This is a genomic window from Sulfurifustis variabilis (assembly GCF_002355415.1).
Lineage (GTDB): Bacteria > Pseudomonadota > Gammaproteobacteria > Acidiferrobacterales > Sulfurifustaceae > Sulfurifustis > Sulfurifustis variabilis.
In genome coordinates this window covers 2,937,285-2,950,269 of record NZ_AP014936.1, presented here as the reverse complement: position 1 = coordinate 2,950,269, position 12,985 = coordinate 2,937,285, and the positions used below count along the sequence as shown (strand labels likewise).

Sequence of the window (12,985 nt, the reverse complement as noted above, 5' to 3'; positions counted from 1 at the left end):
CGCCGCGCATGGCTGCGAGAAGTCGCATCGGATGGTGGATCGCGGCGCTGGCGCTCGCGGTCGCGCTGAGCGGCTATCTCGCCGCGCGGCTGGTGTGGGCCGACAAGACCGTGTTCACCCCGGGCACGATGATCGACGGCCACTACCAGATCGAGAAGGCGTGCGAGGTTTGCCACACGCCCTTCGGCGGCGTGAAGCAGGCTGCCTGCGTCGCGTGTCACGGCACCGAGCTCGAGGCGGTCAAGGACTCGCACCCGAAGTCGAAGTTCGACGACCCGCGCAACGCCGAACTGCTGGAGACGATCGACGCCCGCCGGTGCATCACCTGCCACACCGAGCACCGGCCGCAGCGCACGCGCGCCATGGGCGTTACGCTGCCGGAGGACCTGTGCGTGCATTGTCATGCCGAGGTGGGCGCGGAGCGGCCCTCGCACGCGAACCTCGCCTTCGATACCTGCGCCTCCGCCGGTTGTCACAACTACCACGACAACTCGGCGCTCTACGAGGACTTCCTCGTCAAGCACCGCGATCGGCCGGCTACGCTCGCGCCCGCGCGGCTCGGCATGCGCGATCTGCGCAACTGGATGCAGGCGGCCGGCATCGCGCGCCGCCCGCCGCTCGACGCCGCCGACCACGACGCGCCGGCGGACAGGGTCACCGACGCGAAGCTGCTCGAAGACTGGAGGGCAACCGCTCACGCGCGCGCCGGCGTCAACTGCCGCGACTGCCATCGCGGCCCCGACGCTTCGGCGGCGAGCGCATGGGTCGACCGGCCGGCGCCGGCGGTTTGCGCAGGCTGCCACAGCGAGGAGCGCGAGGGCTTCGAGGCCGGCAGGCACGGCATGCGCTTGAAACAGCAGCTGCCCCCGATGCGCCCGCGCGAGGCGCGCCTTCCCATGCACGCCGATGCCGCGGACCGCGAGCTCGGCTGCACCAGCTGCCACGGCGCCCACGCGTTCGACACGCGCACCGCCGCGGCGGAGTCCTGCCTCGGCTGCCACGACGACGACCACAGCCGCGCCTATCGGGGCTCGGCGCATGCCCGGCTGTGGAGCGCCGAGCTTCGTGGCGAGGCCGCGGCGGGCAGCGGCGTCTCCTGCGCCACCTGCCACCTGCCGCGCACGCCCCGCAAGGCGGGCGGCGTCGAGACCCAGGTACGGGTCGAGCACAACCAGAACGCCAACCTGCGGCCGAACGAGAAGATGGTCCGCGGCGTCTGCCTCGCCTGCCACGGCCTCGCGTTCTCGATCGACGCGCTGGCCGACCCGGACCTGGTCCGGCGCAACTTCGCCGGCCGCCCGGCGCACCACGTGACGAGCATCGACATGGCGCTCGAGCGCCTTTCCCAACCCCGTCAACCCAGGAGACCACGATGAAATATCCCACCCGTTCCCTGCGACTCGCGCTGGTCGCGGCCGCCTCGACCGTTGCGGTAGCCGGATGCAGCGCCTCCGGCTCGAAGAGCGAGGGAGGCATCACGCCGCAGGCCATGACCGACGCGCTGCACACGGTGCTCGAGACCGACCGCACGGTGTACACGAAGCTGATCGTCAACCGCCTTCAGAACGAGGAAAAGATCATCAAGGCGAGCGAGCACTGGAAGGAAGACAAGGCGCTGGTGCTCCCGGCGCAGATGTTCCGCGCCGGCGCCGAGATGGTGCGCGACAAGGGGGCGACGTTCAGCTACTCGCTGCTGTCGCTGTGGCCGGTGAACAAGCAGAACGCGCCGAAGACCGAGGCCGAGAAGGCCGGCCTTCAGTACATCATCGACAAGAAAGGGGAGAACTATTACGCGAAGGAGAAGCTCGGGGACAAGACGTACTTCACGGCCGTCTATCCCGACTATGCCGTCGCCCCGGCGTGCGTGACCTGCCACAACGAGCACAAGGACAGCCCGCGGACCGACTTCAGGATCGGCGACGTGATGGGCGGAGTCGTGATCCGCATCCCGATCGATGCGTGACGGAGGCCATGCCGAAGGCACGCGTGTTCCCGGCGCACCGATGCGTTGCAGACGGATGAAGCGGCGCGCCATCGCGGTGCAGGACGGGATGCCCGGCAGGATCGCCGGTGCGCCCGGGTGCCGTATTTGCAGGGAGAATCGTCCGCATCGCCGCTGGCACGGCGATTGCTGAAGGGCAGCCTGCTGAACACGAGGCACGGCCCAACGGCGGGACGTGCGCTATGCGAAGCGTCGGCCGCGTCGGCCGAGCGCGCTCGCGGGACAACGGCGTCCATGTGCCGGGCGGGAGCCCGGACCATGGGCGCTTTTTTTTGGCCGATCGAACCGGAGACCGGAAGCAGACCATATGAGCGCTGGCGACAAGTACCGTGGAAAAGGGGCGCCGCCGCAGCCGTCGCGCAGGACGTTCCTGCGCACCGGCGCGGCCGGGATCGGGGCGATCGGCGTCGGCAGCCTGTTGCCCGACTTCCTGCGCGTGGGGGCCTACGCCGGCAGCGGCGAGCCGCTCGAGAAGACGAGGCTCACCTTCGGCATCATCCCCCTCACCGACTGCGCGGTGCTCGTGGTGGCCGCGGAGAAGGGCTACTTCAGGAAGCAGGGCCTCGACGTCGCGATCTCCAAAGAAGCGTCGTGGGCCAATATCCGCGACAAGGTCTCGATCGGTGCGCTCGACGGCGCGCACATGCTGGCGGGCATGCCGATCGCCGCGAGCCTCGGCATCGGCGCGGTGCCGAAGCCGACCGTGACCGCCTTCAGCATGGACCTCAACGGCAACGGCATCACCGTCTCGAACGAGCTTTACGAGCGCATGGTGGCGGCCGATCCGCAGGCCATGCAGGAACGCCCGACCACGGCGCGCGCCCTGAAGAAGGTGATCGACGCCGACCGGAAGGCGGGAAGACCGCCGATGACGTTTGCCGTCGTGTTCCCGGTCTCGACGCACAACTACGAGCTGCGCTACTGGATGGCCTCGGCCGGCATCGATCCGGACAACGACGTGCGCCTGATCGTGATCCCGCCGCCGCAGATGGTGGCGAACCTCTCGGCCCGGAACATCGTCGGCTACTGCGTCGGCGAGCCGTGGAACGAGCGCGCCGTCACCGCGGGGCTCGGGCGCACGATCATCACCAACTACGAGATCTGGAACAACAACCCGGAGAAGGTGTTCGGCGTGAACCTCGAGTGGGCCGAGAAGCACCCGAACACCCACCGGGCCGCGATCCGCGCGCTGCTCGAGGCGGCGCAGTGGATGGACCAGCCGGAGAACCGCATGGAGGTGGTGAAGATCATCTCGCAGAAATCCTACGTGAACGCGCCGGAAGAGGTCGTGAAGATGTCCATGACCGGCACCTACCAGTACGGCAAGAACGAGGCGCCGCGGCCGCTGCCGGACTTCAACGTGTTCTACCGCTACGCCGCCACCTTCCCGTGGCGCTCGCACGCCGAATGGTTCATCGGCCAGATGATCCGCTGGGGGCAGATCGAGCAGCCGCTCGACATCCGGAAGACCGCCGCGGCGGTGTACCGTCCCGACATCTATCGCGACGCGGCGAAGGCGCTGGGCATTCCGGTGCCCACGGTCGACCGCAAGACCGAAGGCACGCACGCCGGCCCGTGGACGCTGACCCAGGCGACGCAGCCGATCGCGATGGGCCCGGACCGGTTCTTCGACGGGATGACGTTCGACCCGGCCAGGCCGCTCGCCTACCTGAAGAGCTTCGAGGTCCAGACCATGAAGGTGGACCTGGCGGCGCTCGCCAGGGTCAACGCGTGAGTGACAGGAGGGACCCATGCCCGCAGCCATCGTGAAACTCGCGCCCAAGAAGTCCGAAGCGCAACCGGTCCCGAAATCCGCCGGCGCCGCTTCGCCCGCGCCGCCGGCGACGGCCTCGCCGGGTCGGCGGCGAGTGCGCGTCGGCCGGGACTGGCTGGCGCGCCTCAGCCTGCCGCTCCTGACTTTCCTCGTCCTGCTCGCCGCCTGGGCGATCGTGCAGGCGCACGTCGCCCCGGAGTTGCCGAGCCCGAAGGCGGCCGCCGAGCGCGCGCTCGAGATCTTCGCCGATCCGTTCCGCGACGCCGGCCCGAACGACAAGGGCATCGGCTGGCAGCTCTTGTACTCGCTCGGGCGCGTCGCGGCCGGCTTCGGCCTCGCCGTACTGGTGGCCATTCCGGTCGGGTTCCTCATGGGCGCGAGCAGGACCTTCGACACCGCCTGGCAGCCGCTGGTCCAGATCCTGCGGCCGGTGAGCCCGCTCGCGTGGCTGCCGATCGGGCTGCTCCTCTTCAAGGCGGTCAACCCGTCGGCGATCTTCGTGATCTTCATCACCTGCATCTGGCCCACGCTGCTCAACACCGCGGCCGGCGTGCGCGCGATCCCGCGGGACTACATGAACGTCGCGCGCGTGCTCAAGCTCAACCCGATCGAGGTCGCGACGAAGATCCTGCTTCCCGCCGCGCGCCCGTACATCCTCGCGGGCATGCGGCTGTCGCTCGGCATCGCCTGGATGGTGATCGTGGCCGCCGAGATGCTCACGGGCGGTATCGGCATCGGCTTCTACGTGTGGGACGAATGGAACAACCTGAACGTCTCCTCGATCATCGTCGCGATCGTCGTGATCGGCCTCGTCGGCATGGCGCTGGAGGGGCTGATGAACGCCGTGCAGCGTCGCCTCGACCCCACCGCCCGCTAGAGGGAGCGATCATGAAGAGCCATCTGAACCTGGAAAACGTCGGCGTCGAGTTCCGGACCGCGCGCGGACCCTTCCGCGCGCTGCGCGACGTGACGCTGCGCATCGAGCGCGGGGAATTCGTCTCGATCATCGGCCACTCGGGCTGCGGCAAGTCGACGCTGCTCAACGTCGTGGCCGGGCTGCTGCCGGCCACCGAAGGGGTGGTGCTGCTGGAGGACAGGGAAGTGAAGGACCCGGGGCCCGAGCGGGCGGTCGTGTTCCAGAGCCACTCGCTGCTGCCCTGGCTCACGGTGTACGAGAACGTGCGGATGGCGGTCGACAAGGTTTTCGCCGACGGCAAGACCCGGGCCGAGCGCCACGCCTGGACGCTGGCCAACCTCGAGCGGGTGCGCATGCACTACGCGCTCGAAAAGCGTCCCGGCGAGCTCTCCGGCGGCATGAAGCAGCGCGTCGGCATCGCCCGGGCGCTGGCCATGGAGCCCAAGGTGCTGCTGATGGACGAGCCGTTCGGCGCGCTCGACGCGCTCACCCGCGCGAGCCTGCAGGAGGCGCTCATGGAGATCCACGCGAGCCTCGGCAACACCGTGATCATGATCACGCACGACATCGACGAAGCGGTGCTGCTCTCCGACCGGATCGTGATGATGACCAACGGCGGCGAGGCCGGCGCGACCGTCGGCGAAATCCTCGCCGTCGACCTGCCGCGCCCGCGCGACCGGCTCGTGCTCGCCGAGAAGCCGGAGTACGCGCGCGCCCGGGCCGCGGTGCTCAAGTTCCTGTACGAGCGCGAGCGCCACCCGGCCGCCGCGTGAGGGGAGGATGACGATGAAGGAAAGACTGGTGCTGGTCGGCAACGGCATGGCGGGCGTGCGCGCGCTCGAGGAGCTGATCGAGCTCGCGCCGGACCGGTACGCCGTCACGGTGTTCGGCGCCGAGCCGCTGCCGAACTACAACCGCATCCTGCTCTCGCCGGTGCTGACCGGCGAGAAGCGGTTCGAGGAGATCGTCCTCAACGGCGATGGCTGGTACGCGGGCAACGGCATCACGCTGCACAAGGGCAAGGAGGTGGTCCGCATCGACCGGGCCCGTCGCCGGGTGGTGGCCGCCGACGGTACCGAGGCGCCCTACGACCGGCTGATCCTCGCCACGGGGTCCGCGCCGTTCGTGATCCCCGTGCCGGGGACGAAGCTGCCGGGCGTCGTGACCTTCCGCGATCTGTACGACGTGGAGTGCATGCTGGCGATCGCCCGGTCGAGGCAGGACGCGGTCGTCATCGGCGGCGGCCTGCTGGGACTCGAGGCCGCGAACGGCCTGCTGAAGCAGGGGATGCGCGTGACGGTGATCCACCTGCTCGATGCGCTCATGGAGAAGCAGCTCGACCGGGCGGCGGCGGCGCTTCTCAGGCGCTCGCTCGAAGAGCGCGGGCTCCGTTTCGCCATGGAGGCGCAGACCGAGGCGATCGTCGGCGACGAACGCGTGCGCGCGGTGCGCCTCAAGGACGGCACCGAGATCCCGGCCGATCTCGTGGTGATGGCCGTCGGCATCCGTCCGAACATCGCGCTCGCGCAGAGCGCGGGCCTTCATTGCGAGCGCGGCGTGGTCGTGAACGACACGATGCAGACCTACGACCCGCGTATCTACGCCGTCGGCGAATGCGTGCAGCACCGGGGCCAAACCTACGGCCTCGTGGCGCCGCTGTTCGAGCAGGCGAAGGTGTGCGCGAACCACCTCGCCCGGCTCGGCTACGCCCGCTACACGGGCTCGATGACCTCGACCAAGCTCAAGGTCACCGGCATCGACCTCTTTTCCGCCGGCGAATTCCAGGGCGGGGACGGCGTCGAGGAGATCGTGCTGCAGGACCCGGGCCGCGGGGTATACAAGAAGCTCGCGCTCAAGGACAACCGCATTCGCGGCGCCGTGATGTACGGCGACACCATGGACGGCGCGTGGTACTTCCAGCTCATGCGCGACGGGACCGACGTCGCGGATCTGCGCGACCGGCTGCTGTTCGGCCAGGCGCACGTCGGCGACTCCGGCCACGGCGACATCAAGACGCGCGTGTCGGCGCTGGCCGACGACGCCGAGATCTGCGGCTGCAACGGCGTGTGCAAGGGTGCGATCGTGTCGGCCATTACCGGCAAGAAGCTCTTCACGCTCGAGGAGGTGCGCGCCCACACCAAGGCCTCGAGCTCCTGCGGCTCGTGCACCGGCCTCGTCGAGGCGCTGCTCGCGTCCACGCTCGGCGGCGATTACTCCACGACACCGAAGAAGAAGCCGCTCTGCCCCTGCACCGACCATGCGCACGACGAGATCCGGGAGGCGATCCGCAGCCTCGGGCTCAAGACGATTCGAGCGGTCATGGAGAAACTCGAATGGAAGACGCCCGACGGCTGCAACAAGTGCCGCCCGGCGCTCAACTTCTATCTCCTCGTCGCCTGGCCGGGCGAGTACGTCGACGACAACCAGTCCCGCTTCATCAACGAGCGCGTGCACGCCAACATCCAGAAGGACGGAACCTATTCGGTCGTGCCCCGCATCTGGGGCGGCGAGACGACCCCCGCCGAGCTCAAGGCGCTCGCGGAGATCGCCGAGAAATACCGGGTGCCGACGGTGCACATCACGGGTGGCCAGCGCATCGACTTCCTCGGCGTGCCGAAGGAAACGCTGCCGGCCATGTGGGGCGACCTGTCGCGCGCGGGGTTCGTCTCCGGCCATGCGTACGGCAAGGCCATCCGCACCGTGAAGACGTGCGTCGGCAAGAACTGGTGCCGCTTCGGCACCCAGGACTCGACCACGATGGGCATCCAGCTCGAGAAGATGGCCTGGGGTTCGTGGATGCCGCACAAGGTGAAGCTCGCGGTCTCCGGCTGCCCGCGCAACTGCGCCGAGGCCACCATCAAGGACTTCGGGGTCGTGTGCGTCGATTCGGGCTACGAGCTCCACGTCGGCGGCAACGGCGGCGTGAAGGTGCGGGCCACGGACTTCCTGTGCGCGGTGAAGACGCCCGTAGAGGTGCTGGAGTACTGCGCGGCCTTCCTGCAGGTGTATCGCGAGGAGGCGCATTACCTGGAGCGCACGGCGCCGTGGGTGGAGCGCGTCGGCCTGGCCTACGTGAAGCGCCGCGTGGTGGAAGACGAAACCGGTCGCAAGGCGCTGGCGCAGCGCTTCCTGCACTCGCAGACCTTCGCGCAGGTGGACCCGTGGACCGAGCGCGCCGAAGGCAAGGACCGTCACGAGTTCGTTCCGCTGCGGCGCGTGGGATGAGTCCGAGCAGGTTGACAAACGCGGCCGGCGCGAGCGCCGACATCGGGAGTGCTTCGTTTCGCTGCAGCGACGAGAGAGTGCCTTTGTATGGAACCCGGGGCCATGTCATTGCGAGGAGCCGAAGGCGATCCCTCGCTGCGCTCGGGACAGGCTCCGCAAACTCACAACCGGCAGGACGGAGGATTGTTTCACGTCGCTCCACTGACGGGGAAAGCGACTTTTCAGGCGGCCTGGAACGGTGTCATTGCGAGAAGCCGAAGGCGACGAAGCAATCTCGTCATGGATCGATTCGGACGAGTCTTTCGCTTCGCTCGCAACGACAGGTATGGAGGCGGGAATGGCGGTCAATCAAGCAAAGCAGATAACACCGGAATGGATCGACATTGGTCCGCTCGCAAGCATCCCGCGGCAGGGCGCGCGCGTCGTGCGCGCGGCGTTCGGGGACATCGCGGTGTTCCGCACCGCCGGTGACGAGGTGTTCGCGCTGCGCGACCGGTGCCCGCACAAGGGCGGGCCGCTGTCGCAGGGGATCGTGCACGGGCGCCGGGTCGCCTGCCCGCTGCACGACTGGAAGGTTCACCTCGATACCGGCCTCGCCGTTGCGCCCGACGAGGGCTGCGCCGCGCGTTTTCCGTTGCGCGTCGAAGGCGGGCGGGTGTTCCTCTCGCTGACGCCGGACGAGGGCTGTCCGGACCGGTGACCGGGTTCGGTGCCTCATGACCGCGGCGGCTGAGATCCGGACGACCTGCCCGTACTGCGGCGTCGGTTGCGGCGTCCTGGCGCGTGTCGAGGCGGACGGGCGCGTCGCGGTGCGCGGCGACCCGGCGCATCCGGCGAATCGCGGCCGCCTCTGCTCGAAGGGGGCGGCGCTGGGGGAGACCACCGGGCTCGAGGAGCGGCTGCTCCATCCCGAGGTGCGCGGCAGCCGCGCGAGCTGGGACGTGGCGCTCGGTCTGGTCGCGGGCCGGTTCGCCGAGGCGATCGCGACCCACGGGCCGGACGCGGTGGCGTTCTACGTCTCCGGGCAGATGCTCACCGAGGACTACTACGTCGCCAACAAGCTGATGAAGGGGTTCATCGGCTCGGCCAACATCGACACCAACTCCCGCCTGTGCATGGCCTCGGCGGTCGCCGGCCACCGGCGCGCGTTCGGCGCCGACGTCGTGCCGGGCTGCTACGAGGACATCGAACGCGCGAAGCTCGTGGTGCTGGTCGGCTCGAACGCCGCCTGGTGTCACCCGGTGCTGTACCAGCGCCTCGCGCAGGCGCGCCGGGAGCACGACGACCTCAAGGTCGTGGTGATCGATCCGCGCCGCACCGCGAGCGCGGACATCGCCGACCTGCACCTGCCGATCCGCATCGGGACGGACACGGTGCTGTACAACGGCCTGCTCGCGTACGTCGCGGAGCACGACGAGCTCAACGCCTCCTTCGTGGAGCGCCACACCGAAGGGCTGGGCGAGGCGCTCGCGGCCGCGCGCGCCGGCAGCCCCGATGTCGCGACGGTGGCCGCGCAATGCGGGCTGGCGACCGAGCAGGTGCGCCGGTTCTACGAGCTGTTCGCGCGCACCGAACGCGTGGTCACCCTGTACTCGCAGGGCGTCAACCAGTCGTCGAGCGGCACCGACAAGGTCAACGCCATCATCAACTGCCACCTCGCCACGGGGCGCATCGGCCGCCCCGGGATGGGGCCGCTGTCGCTCACCGGCCAGCCGAACGCGATGGGCGGGCGCGAGGTCGGCGGGCTCGCCAACCAGCTCGCCGCCCACCTCGAGCTCGGCTACCCGGCGCACCGCGAACTGGTGCGGCGCTTCTGGCGCGCGCCGCGCGTCGCGCAGCAGCCCGGGCTCAAGGCGGTCGAGCTGTTCGAGGCCGTCGAGCAGGGTCGGATCAAGGCGCTCTGGATCATGGCGACGAACCCGGCGGTGAGCCTGCCGGACGCCGGCCGCGTGCGCCGGGCGCTCGCCGGCTGCGACTTCGTCGTCGTGTCCGACTGCGTGCGCGATACCGATACCACCCGCCTCGCGCACGTACTGCTGCCCGCGCTCGCCTGGGGCGAGAAGGACGGCAGCGTGACCAACTCCGAACGGCGCATCTCGCGCAGCCGCGCCTTCCTGCCGGCGCCGGGCGAAGCCCGCCCCGACTGGTGGATCGTCTGCGAGGTGGCGAAGCGCCTCGGCTTTCGCGAGGCGTTCGACTACCCGGACGCCGCGGCGATCTTCGGCGAGCACGCGGCGCTTTCCGCGCACGCCAACGACGGGACGAGGGCGTTCGACATCGGCGCGCTCGCCGGTCTCGACGCCGCCGGCTACGAGCGCCTCGAGCCGGTGCAGTGGCCGGCGACGCGCGCCCGGCCGGAGGGCACGGCACGCTGTTTCGTCGACGGGGGCTTCTACACGCCGAGCGGGCGCGCCCGGTTCGTGGCCGTCGTGCCGCGTCCTCCGGCGCACGCGCCGGACGACGATCACCCGCTGGCGCTCGCGACCGGGCGCGTGCGCGACCACTGGCACACGCTCACGCGCACCGGCGCGTCGCCGCGGCTCTCGGCGCATGTCGTGGAGCCGTACGTCGAGGTCAGCCCGGACGATGCCGCGCGGTTCGGGCTCGCGGACGGCGGCCTCGCCCGCGTGATATCGGCCTGGGGAGAAGCCTGCGCGCGCGTGCGCGTGTCGAGCGCGGTGTCGCCGGGCGCGGTGTTCGCGCCCATGCACTGGAACGACCGGTTCGCGAGCGCGGGCTGCGTCAACCGCGCCGTCAATCCGGCGACCGACCCGGTCTCCGGCGAGCCCGAATTCAAGCACACGCCGGTGCGCCTCGAGCCCGTGACGGCGGCGTGGCACGGCTTCCTGCTCTCGCGCCGGCGGGTCGCCCGGCCCGGCGCGGATTACTGGGCCGTGGCGCGCGGCGACGGGCTCTGGCGCCACGAGCTGGCCGGCAAGGAGGCGCCCGACGACTGGACACGCGCGGCACGCGCGCTGCTGTGCGCGGACGACGCCGGAGTGGAGTGGATCGAATATGTCGACCGCGCCGGCCGCCGCTACCGGGCGGCACGGCTCGTGGGCGGCCGGCTGGAGAGCTGTCTCTTTGTCGGACCGGACCCGCGCCTGCCTTCGCGCGAGTGGCTGCAGGGGCTGTTCGCGCTGCCGCGGCTGGACGCCGCGACGAGAACCGCCCTGCTCGCCGGCACGCCGCCGAAGGGGCAGGCGGACGCGGGCCGGCGGGTCTGCGCGTGTTTCGCCGTCGGCGAGCGCACCCTCCGCGAGGCGATCCACGACGGCTGCACGAGCGTCGAGGCGCTCGGCCGACGTCTCGGGGCCGGCAGCAACTGCGGCTCCTGCATCCCCGAGCTCAGGGCGCTGCTGGCGCAGTCCGCCGTGGCCGGATCAGGGCAGACGCAGCTCGCCGACCAGACCGTCGGTTAGCCAGAGCTTCAGCAGGCCGGCCGCGCGCTCCGCGGCGTTCGGCGCGTCCATCCATTCGAGCAGGCCCTCGCAGATCGCACCGAAGGCCTCGCCGCGCAGCATGGCGTCGAGGGCGAAGGCCTCCTCGACGGGAAGCGGACGGAAGTAATTCTGCAGCCCCTGACGCCAGATCACCCACCCTCGCAGGTGGTCCGCGCGCGCCGGCGCGGGCGGCGGCTGTTCGTCCTTCACCGCCTTCCAGACCGCGGGCGCGTTCCAGGCGAGATCGAGCCGCTGCACCGAGGCGTGCGGTCGCATCACGACGTGGGGCCAGCGCGCCGGAGCGATCGCGGCGACGTCGTGCGGCCGCGCGACCGTGCCGTCCTCGGCATCGAACGCGTCCACCAGCGCCCACTCGAAGCGCGCGAGCTCGGCGAGGAAGGGCTCTTTCGTCCACGGTGCGGCACTCGCGAGGAACGCGCTCATGTGGCGGCCGAAGCAGCGCAGCGACCAGTGATTCGAAGGGTGCGCGCCGATGTACGCGCCGCAGAGGCGCTCGAAGCGCTCCGGGCCGAGGTGGGCGCGCAACACCACGAAATCGGTCTCGAGCGCCTCGTTCAGCCGCAACCGGTAGGCATCCGCGTAGATCGCGAGGCGCGAGCCCGCGTCCATGCGCCCGCTTCCGACCACCCCGGAGAGGAGCGCGTCCTCGCCGTGCAGGATGTAGTTCCGGAAAGCCTGCTGCAGGTTGAGGAGCGACATTCGGAAGGCAGTTATGAGTTCAAGGCGTCAGGTGCAAAGCTGACCGTGCGCGCGGCTCGCGCCACCGGAACCGTTCACGGTACTTACTTCTCTCGCGCGATCGAGCTCCGCCACGAGCTCCCCGAGTTCGGGGATCCGGTCGTCGCGCTCGATCATCGTCGCGACGGGACCGAAACGGCGCACCGCGTACCCGTACAGCTCCCACACCGGGTCGACGATCGGCTCGTCGTGGGTGTCGATGACGTGCGTGCCCAGGTCGCGGTGGCCGGCGAGGTGGAACTGCTGCACGCGCTCGACCGGCAGCGCATCGAGGTACGCGCGCGGGTCGAAGCCGTGGTTCCGGCCGCTCACGTACGCGTTGTTGATGTCGAGCAGGATCAGGCAGTCGGCGCGCGCCGCGATCTCCCGCAGGAAGTCCCACTCGGCCATGTCCGAGTCCCGGTACGTGAGGTAGCTCGATACGTTCTCGAGGAGGATCCGGCGCCCGAGGAAGTCCTGCACGCGCTGCACGCGTTCGACGACGTGCGCGATCGCTTCCGCGGTGTACGGCAGCGGCAGCAGGTCGTGGAGGTTCGTGCCGCCGAGGCCGGTCCAGCAGAGGTGATCCGAGATCCAGGCCGGCTCGATGCGCACCGCGAGCGACCTCAGGCGCGCCAGGTAATCGCGGTCGAGCGGGTCGGTCGAGCCGATCGAGAGCGACACGCCGTGCATCACGACGGGGTAGCGCTCGCGCACGCGATCCAGGTAGTGCAGCGGCTTGCCGCCGCCGACCATGTAGTTCTCGGAAACGACCTCGAACCAGTCGACCGCGGGCGCGCATTCGAGGACGGCCTCGTAGTGCGGAGGGCGCAGGCCCAGGCCGAAACCGAGCGCGGGAAGGGAAGGGGACGGCATGAAGAAAGACG

The 12,985-nt window shown here is 70.0% G+C and carries 10 protein-coding genes; 8 read left to right on the top strand and 2 right to left on the bottom strand.

Going from position 1 to position 12,985, the window contains the following annotated elements; all coding sequences use genetic code 11:
* Positions 1 to 8 precede the first annotated feature (8 nt).
* The 8 genes from SVA_RS14285 (at position 9) to SVA_RS14250 (ending at position 11,339) form a co-directional block, all read left to right on the top strand.
* Entirely contained in the window at positions 9 to 1,376 is a 1,368-nt protein-coding gene (locus tag SVA_RS14285) for a cytochrome c3 family protein (protein WP_096461859.1), read from the top strand.
* Positions 1,373 to 1,963, top strand: coding sequence for a Tll0287-like domain-containing protein (locus tag SVA_RS14280; RefSeq protein ID WP_096461858.1), 591 nt, complete (start codon positions 1,373 to 1,375; stop codon positions 1,961 to 1,963). Before SVA_RS14285 ends, SVA_RS14280 begins: the two co-directional genes overlap by 4 nt.
* A gap of 346 nt (positions 1,964 to 2,309) precedes the next feature.
* Entirely contained in the window at positions 2,310 to 3,737 is a 1,428-nt protein-coding gene (locus SVA_RS14275; protein WP_096461857.1) for a CmpA/NrtA family ABC transporter substrate-binding protein, read from the top strand.
* A 16-nt stretch (positions 3,738 to 3,753) separates the two neighbouring features.
* Positions 3,754 to 4,653, top strand: a complete 900-nt coding sequence (gene ntrB, locus SVA_RS14270) for a nitrate ABC transporter permease (RefSeq protein WP_096461856.1) — start codon at positions 3,754 to 3,756, stop codon at positions 4,651 to 4,653.
* A gap of 11 nt (positions 4,654 to 4,664) precedes the next feature.
* Complete coding sequence (locus SVA_RS14265; protein WP_096461855.1) at positions 4,665 to 5,465, top strand: ABC transporter ATP-binding protein; 801 nt, start codon at positions 4,665 to 4,667, stop codon at positions 5,463 to 5,465.
* Between the two features lie 7 nt (positions 5,466 to 5,472).
* Positions 5,473 to 7,917, top strand: a complete 2,445-nt coding sequence (gene nirB / locus SVA_RS14260; RefSeq protein WP_096461854.1) for a nitrite reductase large subunit NirB — start codon at positions 5,473 to 5,475, stop codon at positions 7,915 to 7,917.
* Positions 7,918 to 8,254: 337 nt separating this feature from the next.
* Positions 8,255 to 8,617 carry a nitrite reductase small subunit NirD gene (gene nirD / locus SVA_RS14255; protein ID WP_096461853.1) on the top strand — a complete coding sequence of 121 codons (363 nt, stop codon included), beginning with the start codon at positions 8,255 to 8,257 and terminating at the stop codon, positions 8,615 to 8,617.
* A gap of 16 nt (positions 8,618 to 8,633) precedes the next feature.
* Entirely contained in the window at positions 8,634 to 11,339 is a 2,706-nt protein-coding gene (locus SVA_RS14250; RefSeq protein WP_096461852.1) for a nitrate reductase, read from the top strand.
* Here SVA_RS14250 and SVA_RS14245 read toward each other — a convergent pair.
* Both SVA_RS14245 and bufB read right to left on the bottom strand, forming a co-directional pair.
* On the bottom strand, positions 11,301 to 12,080 hold the full coding sequence (locus SVA_RS14245) for an HvfC/BufC N-terminal domain-containing protein (protein ID WP_096461851.1): 780 nt from the start codon (positions 12,078 to 12,080) through the stop codon (positions 11,301 to 11,303). The two genes, SVA_RS14250 and SVA_RS14245, sit on opposite strands and share 39 nt — an antisense overlap.
* A 27-nt stretch (positions 12,081 to 12,107) precedes the next feature.
* The gene (gene bufB, locus SVA_RS14240; protein WP_096461850.1) at positions 12,108 to 12,974 is read right to left on the bottom strand and encodes an MNIO family bufferin maturase; all 867 of its coding nucleotides are present in this window, start codon (positions 12,972 to 12,974) and stop codon (positions 12,108 to 12,110) included.
* Positions 12,975 to 12,985: the final 11 nt, after the last annotated feature.

Coding starts and splice junctions, on each gene's coding strand:
- SVA_RS14285 (WP_096461859.1), top strand. CDS start 9: ATGGCTGCGAGAAGTCGCATCGGATGGTGGATCGCGGCGCTGGCGCTC.
- SVA_RS14280 (WP_096461858.1), top strand. CDS start 1,373: ATGAAATATCCCACCCGTTCCCTGCGACTCGCGCTGGTCGCGGCCGCC.
- SVA_RS14275 (WP_096461857.1), top strand. CDS start 2,310: ATGAGCGCTGGCGACAAGTACCGTGGAAAAGGGGCGCCGCCGCAGCCG.
- ntrB (WP_096461856.1), top strand. CDS start 3,754: ATGCCCGCAGCCATCGTGAAACTCGCGCCCAAGAAGTCCGAAGCGCAA.
- SVA_RS14265 (WP_096461855.1), top strand. CDS start 4,665: ATGAAGAGCCATCTGAACCTGGAAAACGTCGGCGTCGAGTTCCGGACC.
- nirB (WP_096461854.1), top strand. CDS start 5,473: ATGACGATGAAGGAAAGACTGGTGCTGGTCGGCAACGGCATGGCGGGC.
- nirD (WP_096461853.1), top strand. CDS start 8,255: ATGGCGGTCAATCAAGCAAAGCAGATAACACCGGAATGGATCGACATT.
- SVA_RS14250 (WP_096461852.1), top strand. CDS start 8,634: ATGACCGCGGCGGCTGAGATCCGGACGACCTGCCCGTACTGCGGCGTC.
- SVA_RS14245 (WP_096461851.1), bottom strand. CDS start 12,080: ATGTCGCTCCTCAACCTGCAGCAGGCTTTCCGGAACTACATCCTGCAC.
- bufB (WP_096461850.1), bottom strand. CDS start 12,974: ATGCCGTCCCCTTCCCTTCCCGCGCTCGGTTTCGGCCTGGGCCTGCGC.